Source organism: Maribellus maritimus, from assembly GCF_022267315.1.
GTDB lineage: Bacteria > Bacteroidota > Bacteroidia > Bacteroidales > Prolixibacteraceae > Draconibacterium > Draconibacterium maritimum.
In genome coordinates, this window is the sequence record NZ_JAIKLE010000028.1 from 19,358 (window position 1) to 31,755 (window position 12,398).

The 12,398-nt window shown below is 37.8% G+C and carries 5 protein-coding genes; all 5 read right to left on the minus strand.

What is annotated here, in order from left to right; genetic code table 11:
- Nucleotides 1–84: 84 nt before the first annotated feature.
- Nucleotides 85–2,472: an ABC transporter permease gene (locus tag K5G00_RS20945; protein ID WP_238768195.1), complete on the minus strand. Its 2,388-nt coding sequence runs from the start codon at nucleotides 2,470–2,472 to the stop codon at nucleotides 85–87.
- 67 nt (nucleotides 2,473–2,539) lie between these two features.
- On the minus strand, nucleotides 2,540–4,972 hold the full coding sequence (locus K5G00_RS20950) for an ABC transporter permease (RefSeq protein ID WP_238768196.1): 2,433 nt from the start codon (nucleotides 4,970–4,972) through the stop codon (nucleotides 2,540–2,542).
- A 145-nt stretch (nucleotides 4,973–5,117) separates the two neighbouring features.
- Nucleotides 5,118–7,574: an ABC transporter permease gene (locus K5G00_RS20955; RefSeq protein WP_238768197.1), complete on the minus strand. Its 2,457-nt coding sequence runs from the start codon at nucleotides 7,572–7,574 to the stop codon at nucleotides 5,118–5,120.
- A gap of 38 nt (nucleotides 7,575–7,612) precedes the next feature.
- The gene (locus K5G00_RS20960; protein WP_238768198.1) at nucleotides 7,613–9,961 is read right to left on the minus strand and encodes an ABC transporter permease; all 2,349 of its coding nucleotides are present in this window, start codon (nucleotides 9,959–9,961) and stop codon (nucleotides 7,613–7,615) included.
- Nucleotides 9,962–9,975: 14 nt separating this feature from the next.
- On the minus strand, nucleotides 9,976–12,378 hold the full coding sequence (locus K5G00_RS20965) for an ABC transporter permease (RefSeq protein ID WP_238768199.1): 2,403 nt from the start codon (nucleotides 12,376–12,378) through the stop codon (nucleotides 9,976–9,978).
- Nucleotides 12,379–12,398 lie beyond the last annotated feature (20 nt).

The window sequence follows — 12,398 nt, forward strand, 5'->3', positions numbered from 1 at the left end:
TTTTAAAGATTAGTTTATTTCATTTTCAGGTAGTTGTTATTCATTTTATTATTCCAGCCAGGCTCGTGTTCCCGAGCCGACGTGTTACTCATATCTGAGTGCTTCCACCGGATTCCTTGTAGCAGCTCTCCAACTTTGCCAACTAACGGTTAGCAACGCAATTCCCAATGCCATCACTCCGGCAAGGACAAAAATCCACCAGCTTAGGTTGGTTTTGTAAGCAAAATTTTCCAGCCATTTATTCATAGCGTAGTAAGAAATGGGAGTGGCCACTATAAAAGCAACTCCTACCCACATTACGAAGTCTTTGTTTAGCAAAGTCATTATTTCGTTAGTCCGTGCGCCGTTTACTTTACGAACACCAATTTCTTTAATACGCTGTTTTCCCATGAGCAAAGACAATCCAAACAAACCAAGAGTGGCAATAGCAACAGCAATAATTGCAAGCAGCCCAATGGTTTTTGAAAAGCGGATGTCTGATTCATACATGTCGTTCAGAATATCGTCGGTGAATTCAAAATCGAAGGCAGTCGTACCACCAGTGTTTGCCCAGGTTTCTTTTAAAAAGTCGATGGTTGCAGGCAGGTTTTCAGTTCTTAGCCGGATGGCAATACTCTGGCTCATTCCCGGATTTAAGCCAATTATCATTGGCGTGATGGCTTCATGAAGTGAAAACATGTTAAAATCGCTGACTACACCCACAACCGGTCCAAAAGCGGTTTGCTCTCCTAGAATATCAGTCAGCCCCAACGTTTCAATTGCCGATTCGTTGACGAGAACACCACTGTTGTTCTTTTCCTTGTCGAAATCGGAACCCATAATAATTTTGAGCCCCATGGTTTCAGCAAATCCATAATCAACAAAAAGCCCGTTTACTTTTACCTGTTCGTCGTGGTTGCTTACTTTGGGAATCGACATGTACATTTTATTGTTGCTTGGAGGCATCCACAGCGTTCCGCTGGCGCTAAGCACGTTTGGATTTTTTTTGATTTCCTGTTTAAACAAATCGAGATTGTGATCCCCCTTGGGAACACGAATCAAACCTTCTTTGGCAAACCCCAAATCTTTGTTGAAAGCATAACGCACTTGTTTCTGAACCAGAAACATGGTTGAAATTAACGAGATAAAAACAGCAATCTGGAATATCACCATCGCTTTACGGGTGTAGTGTTTGTCTCCAATGTCAATTTTATTTCCCTTTAAAACATTTACCAGGCCAAATCGAGATGATCGTATGGATACCAAACTTCCGGATACAATACCGGTTGTCAGTGTAATCAGTGCTAAAATGGAAAGGCTTGCAACCAATTGCCCCGAAATTTCAATGGAGTAATCTTTTCCAAGCATTGAACTTATGTAAGGCAGAGAAACCGATGCCACAAGTATCGCAAACGGTAATGCAAGGATGGTAATTAAAGTAGAATCAATAATCATTTGTACGATGATACTTTTTTGACGGGCGCCGCAAATTTTACGAACGGCATAGTTTTTCACCTGCGACATAGCTTTTGCCGAAGCCAGGTTGAGATAGTTGATGGAAGCAGTTACAAGAATTAAAAACCCAATAAATGCCAGTACAAGTAACATTGAAAGATTTCCCTGTTCTTTTCTGTTGTTGTCCACAATTTTTTCAGAACCAAAATAAATATCGGAAAATGGCTGGATCGAAAGGGAAAGTTTATTGTTTTCGCTGGAATTCTCTTGTCCCAATTTTTGAAGTTTGGCTTCAAAGGCTTTCGTATCAACACCATCTTTTAGCAGCAGAAAACTAGTAAAGAAAACCCCTTTCCAGGCTTGTCTGAACTCATTTTCGTCGGGCTTATCCGTGTTCGTTTGTATGTTGTCTTCCAAATGCTGCATTGCAAAATCCATACTTGCAATCAGTGTTGCTTTTATACTTGAATTTTGAGGAATATCACGATAAACAGCAGCCACTTCCATCGGAAATTCTTTTCCTGAATAACGAATATCGAGGTGTTGCCCCACTGGATCTTCCACTCCAAAATATTTGGTTGCCAGATGTTCGTTCACAAGGAGCTTTCCTTCAGTTTTATCAAAATCGTTCAGGCTTCCCTGTAATATATCAATTCCAAAGATGCTAAAGAAGTCGCTTTCGGTGCATATCATATCAGGTTCAGGAATATATTCGGTATTCTTTTTAACCTCAATATTTCCGATATTATACTGATGCGCAAAATTTTCTATCTCTGCAAATTTATTTTTGGCTTCTTCAGCAATAACAAAAGGCGTATTTGCCCAGATATGGTTATCTGATTCGTTATAATTAAGAACACGATAAATTTGTTTGTTATTTGCGAAAGAACTATCGTAACCCAATTCATTTAATACAAAAACGAGGACTACCATTACAATCCCCAGACCCAGGATTAATCCGCTGATGCTGATAAATGTATTTATTTTGTCGGCCTTTAAATGTCTGAAACTAATTTGTAAATTGTTTTTGAAACTCATGCTTTATTTTTTAATTTTTTCATACCTCAAAGTTTATCTCGGGCAATCAGCTCCCGATATCCGGGGCTTACTCATACCTGAGTGCCTCAACCGGATTCCGTGTTGCCGCACGCCAGCTCTGCCAACTAACTGTTAAAATTGCAATTCCCGACGCCAGCAAACCTGCCAGGGCAAAAATCCACCAACTCAAATCTGTTTTATATGCAAAGTTTTCGAGCCATTTATTCATAGCATAATATGCAATTGGAGTTGCGATTACAAAAGCGATAACAACCCACTTTACAAAGTCTTTATTGAGCATCGCCATTACTTCAGAAATTTTGGCTCCGTTTACTTTGCGGATGCCGATTTCTTTGTTTCGTTTGGCAACCGATTGAACTGATAAACAAAACAGGCCGATACAGGAAATAAAAATTCCTAACACAGAAAATAGGGTAAAGATATTTCCAAATCTTTTGTCAGAGCTGTATTGTTGTTCAAAAAAATTGTCGAGGAAATAGTAGTTAAACGGATTACCAGGGAAAAGTTCTTCCCATTTATTCTCAAGCAAATCCAGTGCGCCGGAAATATTCTGTGACGGATTTTGTCCCGAACTGATTTTAACCATATAGTCGCCGCTGCTATGTTCGTTGTAAAAACCGATAGGTTCTTTACTGTATTTTAATGACTGTTGGTGAAAATCTGCCACTACACCAATCACTTCACATTCGCCAACACCACCCGCCCAATGATAGCCTACCTTTTGTGATATCGCATCTTGTGGAGAGTTAAAACCAAGCACACTAACAGCAGATTCATTCAATATTACCGTTTGCCGGTTGTTTTCTGCTGCCTCTGAAAAATTATGGCCTGCAATAAAATTAACATCCAACATGGAAAAGTACTGCTGATCAACCAGTATTTCGCTGATTTCTTTCGCTCCTTCATTTTCTCTTGACAACTGGAACAAAGGCCTTGAAAGAACATTAACTTTCCCGGGGACAGCGCTGCATGCACTAACCTGTTTTATTGACGGATACGAAGCAATTTCGTTCCGTAGTCTACGTACTGTCTGCTCAAAATTAACTTGCTGGTTTATCGCATTGGGCCCTTCCAAAACAACGATTCTGTCCGTATCAATTCCCAAATCCTGGTTTCTCATAAAACTAATTTGTTTGTAATTTATCAGGGTACCAATAATCAGGACTATGGAAACCGTAAACTGAAAGACCAGCAAATATTTATTCATTCTGAGTCTCCGCGTCATAGCTGTATGGCCTTTTAGTTTTTCCATGTTTTTCGCAGAAGCAACCATTACAGAAGGGTAAAGTGAAGCAAGAACCGAACCGAGAAGGAGAAGTCCAAACAAAATGAAAATCAAATATCCTCCTGCATAATTAAACGAACCGGGAGTAAAACGAAAACCGGTAAAGTGAGACATGGCAGGGGCTGAAATTTTGCTGATAATCCAACCAATAATTATGGACAACAGATTAAAAATGAAAGCTTCTGTAAAAAGCTGTGCAACAACCTGATGTTTTTTTGAACCTACAATTTGCCGAATACCAATTTCTTCGGTTCTTTCCAAAAATCCGGCAATCGATAAGTTTATATAATTCACCAAAGCAAGAATTAAGATTAACAAGCCGATTCCCGCCATAACATAAACATTAATAATAGAACTGTTAGGTGAAGCTTCATTCGCAAGTTGTGATCTTAGATGAATGTCTTTAATTGGTTGAAGGAAAAAAGATTCTTTAAGATTATTGGCGTTTCTATTTCTGGCCACCAATTCATTTAAACGGGTTTCAATTACTTTTGGGTCGGCGTTTGGTTCAAGTGCCAAATAAGTATACCAGGAATAGTTACCCCAGTTGGTATCGAATATGGTAGATCGGATATGGTCAGGAACATTTTTGGGTAAATAATTGGTAAGAGAACTATGTGTCATTATCATTTCATATTGAAGATGGGAGTTGGAAGGCATATTTTGATAAACACCACATACATTAAACGGCATAGCAGCATCATGGTTGGAATTGTATACAAGAAGTGTTTGCCCGATCGGATTGATTTTTCTGTTCCATTCGGTTCCAAAATATCTTTCAGCCATTCCGTTCGAAATATACACATTACCGGGTTTGGCCAGTAACGAATCGTTACCCCCCACAATAAATTGCAGCGAAAAATAAGTAGCAAAGGCAGCATCAGCAAAAATCGCCTTGTCAGTTTTTATCGAAACAGGCTGATTATTTTTAACATCTTCATAGATAATCGTGTAAGAATTTGCCCATGGAGATAACCTGAAAAAATCTTTCACTCCTGGTATTTCATCTTTGGCTGCAATACCAAGAGCCGGAAAAGTATAAGCATCTTTAAATATTTCTCCGTTATCTTCTTCTTTTTCAACCGCTGCACGATAAATATTGTCAGCCTGGCTTTGAAATCGATCGTAACTAAGTTCGTATCGCAGATACTGAAATATGAGGAGAAAAGCAGCGACCGCAATTGCCAGTCCCAAAATTTTGATTATCGAAAAAGATTTATTTCTGATAATATTTCTCCATGTTAAAAAAAGATAATTCCTAAACATAGCTTCCATTATAAATTTCTAAAAAACCTTCATTCTTCAATGCTTCAATCCCGACGTATGTATTTAGATTTCATCACTCATACCTGAGTGCCTCCACCGGATTCCTTGTCGCTGCCCGCCAACTTTGCCAGCTAACCGTCAACAACGCAATTCCCAGCGCCAGCACTCCTGCAAGGGCAAAAATCCACCAGCTTAAAGTGGTCCTATATGCAAAATTCTCTAACCATTTATTCATCATATACCAGGCAATGGGTGTAGCAATGACAAAGGCGATCACTATCCATTTAACAAAATCTTTATTGAGCATTGTCACTACTTCCAATACCCTCGCTCCATTTACCTTGCGGACTCCTATTTCTTTCGTACGCTGGCGGGTTGCAAAGGTGACCAATCCGAACAGTCCAAGACAAGAAATCAGTATCGAGATAATTGTAAATGAAATTACAATATGGTATGTGCGATTGTCTGCCACATAATTACTCTCAAAGTCCTCATCAAGGAAGGTATAAGTAAATGGTTCGTCAGGAACAAGGGATTTCCATTTCCTTTCCAGGAAAGGAAGTACTTCATTTATTTCAGCGGTATTTGAATGTGCAATAATGTAATTAAAATCGGTGCTATCGTTAAGAAAAAAAGCATAAGGCTCAATTGTCTGACGCAGGTCGGAAAAGTGAAAATCTCGGACCACACCCATTATTTCCAGAGAGCCGATTGAGTTTTCATCTGTATTAAAGTTAAGTTTTTGTCCAATCGCCTTATCAACAGGAATAGAAAACATTCTTAAAGTCGCTTCATTAACAACGATTCGGGAATTTATGTCTCCGGGGAATTCTTCGGAAAACATTCTGCCTGCTACCATTTGAAATTCCATCGTCTTCATAAAATCCGGAGCCACCCAATTGGTCTTTACAGTAACTATATTATTCTTACTTTCACCCGGAAGATATACCGCAATATCGCTTGCATTGACAATACCAGGGTAATAAGAAGTCCCGGATGCGCCTGTAATATGATTATTTTGCAAAATCTCACTACGAAACGTGGCATATTCTTTTTGCGCCTGTTTACTCCGGAGCGGAATAACTATTTGCTGGTCTTTTGCGAAGCCCAGCGGCTGGTTTCGCATAAATCTCATCTGATGCCAAATAGCCATGGTCGCTACAACTAACCCGATAGCAACTACAAATTGAAATATAACCAATCCTTTTCGTAAACCTGTTGCGGATAATGAATTGATAAACTTTCCTTTTATGGTGTCGGCTGGTTTTATGACAGATAAATAAAAAGCCGGGTAACTACCTGCCAGTAGTCCGGTAATCAAAGTCATTGCCAGGAAAGCTAAAATTATTCTCAGGTCAAACAGGTCGGATATAAGAAACGATTTGCCAGAGAGCTGATTGAAGAAAGGTAGCAACAACATAACAAGCAGGCCAGCAATAACCAGTGATAACAAAGTGAGTAATACCGATTCTCCGAGAAACTGTCCGATCAATCCATTCTTGCCGGCTCCCAATATTTTACGTATCCCTACTTCCATGCCCCGTTTTGCCGAACCTGCCGTTGAAAGGTTCATAAAATTAACACAAGCGATAAGCAATATGAACAATGCAATGGATGCCAACACATAAAGATAGGTGGTAGTGGTTGTAGGTGTTATAATCCTATCGATTTTACTGAAGAAATGAATGTCACGCACGGGAAGTAAAAACATTTTCTTGTTGAAACCCGCTTTTTTTAAATCTTTCCCGGCGTACTTCTGTATAAAAGCCGGCAACTTTTTATTCAGTTCGTCCGGGTTAGCTTTAGTATTTAACAGAATATAAGTATAAAACATATTGTTGCCTGAAAAATCCTGACTATAGTTTTTCAGATAATCTCCCACCCAGCCTGAAGTCATTGGAAGAAAATATCGTGCATCAATGTGCGATCTCCTGCTTTCGTCACGGTAAACGCCGGTAACATGAAAACTTTCGCCATTACCATCAATACCACCAATTCTGACTGTTTGATTTAACGCTGGTTCGTTACCAAATAATTTTTCAGCTACCTGTTCTGATAATACAACAGAACGTGGATCTATTAACGCTGTTTGGGCGTTTCCCTCAAGGAATTGGTAAGAAAACATTTCGAAAAAAGTGGAATCTACATGATATCCATTAGTTTCATAGAGCAATTTTTCATTGTTACCCTCCCCAACTTTAAAAAGTGTTCTGTTTTCAAGAAAATTGGGCCAAATCCTTGTTACCTGTTTTATTTCCGGGAATTCTGCTTTAAATGCCTGTGTATAGAGTGATGGCGCCCTTGGATTATCAAATTTATCCCCATTGGGTAAAGAGTTTTCACTTCTAACCAAGTACAGGTTACCAACATGCTCATGGTATTTGTCATATGAGAACTCACTACGAATATAAAGTAGCAGTAATATGCAACACATCATTCCGACTGACAACCCAATTATATTAATAGTGGAAAACATTTTGTTTTTCCTTAAACTTCTCAACGCTATCCTAAAATAATTTGTTATCATCATTTTGCTCTTTTTGATTGTTTACATTAAACCCAAATTATTTATTCATACCTCAGTGCCTCCACCGGATTTTTCGTTGCCGCCCGCCAGCTTTGCCAACTTACAGTTAACAGAGCAATTCCCAAGGCCAGCAAACCGGCGAGTGCAAATATCCACCAGCTTAGCAATGTTTTATAGGCAAAATTATCAAGCCATTTATGCATGGTAAAATAGGCGGAAGGGAAAGCTATCAGCAAGGAAATCGCTACCCATTTGATAAAACTTTTATTCAGCATAAGCATTATCTCTGAAATTTTAGCGCCGTTCACTTTCCTTATTCCTATCTCTTTAATTTTTTGCTGACATAGAAAAATCGACAATCCCAAAATCCCTAGCATGGAAACGATTACCGAAAGCAAGCTGAAGAAAGTAATAAGCTTCGATTGTTGGGTTTCTTTGGCATACAACATATTCAACTGATCATCAAGGAAAAATCCCCTGAAAGGAATTTCAGGACAAAACTCTTCAAAAATGTTTTTAACGGAAGCCAGTACAGCCTGTGAATTTTTTTTGTTGAATTTTAGGCTCACCACGCCCAATTCATCTATTGAACCGGCTTTATGAAAAACAAAAGGGTCGATGTTTTCGCGTAACGATACCATGTTAAAGTCCTTCATAATTCCAACAATTTGTTTGTCGTTGATTTTAGTACCAACTTTCCAACCGTACCTTTTAGCGGCTGTTTCATTACAAATAAAATTTCCCTTTTCTGCCTCACTGTTATTCAGGAACCCACGCCCATCAACAATTTCAAAACCCATCATTTCCATGTAATCATCGCCCACTGCCCAATTCCAAGCAAAACACGCTTCTCCGTCAACATTAAAAATATTATACTCCTGGGCCTGTCCCGGAACAGCACGTGAACAAGCTACCTGATCAACAACAGAACTGGCTTCCAATTCCTGACGAAAAGCCGGATAATTTTTCCTGATTTCGTCATAAATCCGGATTACAAGCGTATTGCCCTTATCAAAACCCAGGTTACTTTTCTCCATAAATTTTACCTGTTTTAGTACGGTTGCCGAAGCCACAATTAAAGCGATAGTTGCAGCAAACTGAAATACGGTTAATGAACCCCTGAAACTTTCACTCATACCCGTACCGGTTGTTTTCAACGATTCTATATAATTGCCCTTTGTACTTACCACTGCCGGATATACAGCAGCAATAAATACAGCTACCAGTGTAATGCCGGCTGTTAATCCCAATACATACAGATTTTGTGTAAAGGGCAGTTCATACCCTAACACCGAAGTGGAGAATGATTTATTTAATGTATATGCCAGAAGGAACGCGAAAATAAGTGATACCAAAAATACCATTAAGGTTTCAAGCATTAACTGTACGGCAGAATTCCATTTACCACCTCCGATTACGCGATTAATATTAAAAGTTTTCATTCGTTTGGGAAGCGTGGCTGTGGAAAAGTTAATGTAATTAATGAGCGCAACGGCCAGGATTAAAATGCCCACTACCAAAAGGGAATCGACAAACAATTTATTATTTGAAGTAAACATGGGGTTTTCAGCCACTTCCTGAGTAAATCTTAAATCGCCTAATGGCCGGACAATTATAGTGGCAGCGGTTTTTCCATTATCGAAAAAACGATATTTTGATTTCAAAATGGACTGTTCATTTATTTTTTGATTAAGCTCTTTGGTGTCAACACCCGGCTCTGTAAGGATAAACTGGGGATAGTTGGTAACGTCCCATTTTGTGCGGGCTTCTGCAATAAAACCCTCTGTGGGTATTTTTAAAATAATAGGACAGGTAATAACACTGTTTTCAGGCAAATCTTCATAAACACCCGTAACCGTGTAAGAAGTTCCCGTAACATTCAGCTGTTTCCCCAACGGGTTGTTGTTTCCCCAGGCTTTTTGTGCAAACGATTTTGTTACAATTGCCGTTGCAGGTTCCTCCAGGGGTTTTTGTTTTCCTGAAATAAACCTGAAACTAAAAATGTCGGTTATATTTTCATCGGAAAAAGCATAATCTTCATAACTCCGCTGAATCCCTGTTTTATTTTCATAGGAAAAAGGTTGTTCTCCCCATTTCCCCCAAGGCATATAAGTAGTCGTTTTGATTATTTCAGGAAATTCATTTACCAGCGTTTCACCGGTTGGACCCAACATAAACACACTGGCTTTGTCACGTTTCGGACTTTTATATTCCAGACGGTAAATCTGACCCGAATTTTCCTGATACTGGTCAAAATGGTATTCATTCCATACATAAAGTATAATGAGGATAAAAGCTGCAAACGCGCTGGTTAATCCCACCAGGTTTAAAAAAGATGTCAGTGATGATTTTTTAAGATTTCCAATAATAATTTTAAATTGATATTTCATGGTGTATAGATAAATTATTCATATCTCAAACTTTCCACAGGATTCCTCGTGGCAGCCCGCCAGCTTTGCCAACTCACCGTCAACAATGCAATTCCCAATGCCAGCAAACCAGCCAGGGCAAATATCCACCAGCTCAAGTTGGTTTTGTAAGCAAAACTTTCGAGCCATTTATTCATGGCATAATATGCAATTGGTGTGGCAACAACGAAAGCAATGATTACCCATTTCACAAAGTCTTTGTTGAGTATGGTCAGAATCTCAGATATTGTGGCGCCGTTTACTTTCCTGATGCCAATTTCTTTTGTTTTCTCATCCATCTTTAAGTAAGTGATTCCTAGTAATCCTATTATAGATATTAAGAATGCCACCAAGGCAGATACCGGTATAATTTTTCGCAGCATTAATTCTTTATTGTAAAGGCCCGAGATTTTATCATTTAAAAAAGAATAATCAAAATATGAATCACCATAGACCTCATCCCATTTCCGTTTGATTACTTCAATTGTTTGATTATCCGTATTAATCAGCTTAATAAGAATAGTACTTGCCCCAAGTGAATTAGATCTTTCGATACCAGTGTAAATACATAGTGGTTCAATTGACCTGTGCAGCGATCTGAAATTAAAATCTTTTACCACCCCGACCACTTTATAAGTTTCACCCGATGACCGGGTAAAAACCGAACCAATTGGATGATCTTCAATCCCATATACTTTCAAAGCTTTTTCATTTAACAAAATAGAATTTGTCGGAGTCTTTTCGGAAAAAAACTCTCCTTCAACCAATTTTAAGTTAAGTACATGATTCATTTCAATGTCACAATTAAAATATTGCGGGGAATATGAGAAACCATCCGGAGAATCTTTTAGCTCAAGGTCTTTTGTGGGCAACGAGGTTCCGGGAAATGCATTTGTCACTGACACCGCTTTGATTCCGGGAAGTTTTCTTAACTGATCTGCCAATACAAAAGCCTTTGCCCTGTCTCTGTTTGTTCGATGTATAATCATTACATCTTCCTTATCAAACCCTAAATCATGTGTTGTGATTAGACGAACCTGATTGTTAATAACAATAAAAAAATTCAATATGACTATTGCAACCAAAAATTGAAGCCCTACAAACATTTTATTTCCTGAAAATCTATGTTCCTGAATGTTTACAGTATTTTTTAATATCGTATGTGGTATTTTCTTAATATTTAAATAGCTTGGTAAGAACCCACACAAAAAGGCTATTAATATTCCTCCAAAAAATAATGAAAGTACTATCTCATAACCGAAGGGATTCGTTCCATTTATTAATCCATCACTAATCCTTTCATAAAAAACTTTATAAATTATTATTGCAATGATAGCTGAGACAGAGTAAATTAAAAATGACTCCATAAAAGACTGAGACGAGATTCCAAATTTATTTGATCCGCATATTTTCTTTATTCCAACTGAAATGTTTCTTCTTCGGAAAGCACTAATATTAAAATTGATAAAATTGAAACATGCAATTAAAAGTAGTAATACCGAAATCATCGAAATTAGAATCACATCATTTATGCTGCTCTGATTATCAAAACCAGCTATATGGCTCCCATATAAATGTATTTTTGAGACAGGTATTAACTTCAAATTGATTGAATTGCCCCTACCCATCCACTCTTTAATGTTTAGCTGATAATTTTTTTCGACAAATGGAGCCAGCCTGTTCGTTATATAAGATTGTACAATCTGTTCAAATTTATGTGGATCTACTCCTTTTATAAGCTTTATGTATGTTGAATACATATATCCATCCAGATCATATTTATCCCGATTACCAGTGATTGTGGATAGCGATCCAATTAAACTAAAATGTAAATGTGAATTTTCAGGATAATCTTTAAAAATTCCTTTTATTTCATATTCTTTTCCATCAATTTTAAGAATTTTACCTAATGGATCCTCATTGGGGAAATACTTAAATGCACACTTTTGACTGATACAAACCTCATTTGGTGATTGGAGCAAGGATGAATTAAATCCATTAAGAAAGTCGACCTTAAACATATTGAGAAAAGCAGGATCAACTAATACAATATCATCCTTAAATTCCTTCCCGTCTGCTTTTCTCACAATGCTCTCATCTATATTATAGGTTCGGGTCATAATTTCAATATCCGGGTAATCTTCAGACAAATACGTACCAAGGCCATATGGAGTTTGTATATATCTATCCCTTATGCCTTCATCAGTCTCATCGAAATATACATTATATATTTGTTGATAATTGTCGTGAAACCGGTCAAAAGATAATTCATGCTTTATATGAGAAAAGATGAATAACAAGGATGACAAAGCCAGTGTCAGTCCAATGATATTAAATACCGATATTACTCTATTTTTAAGTAAGCTTCGAAAGGAATATTTTAAGATAGATTTAAACATTATCCATTTAGTTTTAAGTT

Excerpts from the sequence above, each read along its gene's own strand:
- K5G00_RS20945 (WP_238768195.1), bottom strand. The coding sequence starts at position 2,472 with ATGAGTTTCAAAAACAATTTACAAATTAGTTTCAGACATTTAAAGGCC.
- K5G00_RS20955 (WP_238768197.1), bottom strand. The coding sequence starts at position 7,574 with ATGATGATAACAAATTATTTTAGGATAGCGTTGAGAAGTTTAAGGAAA.
- K5G00_RS20960 (WP_238768198.1), bottom strand. The coding sequence starts at position 9,961 with ATGAAATATCAATTTAAAATTATTATTGGAAATCTTAAAAAATCATCA.
- K5G00_RS20965 (WP_238768199.1), bottom strand. The coding sequence starts at position 12,378 with ATGTTTAAATCTATCTTAAAATATTCCTTTCGAAGCTTACTTAAAAAT.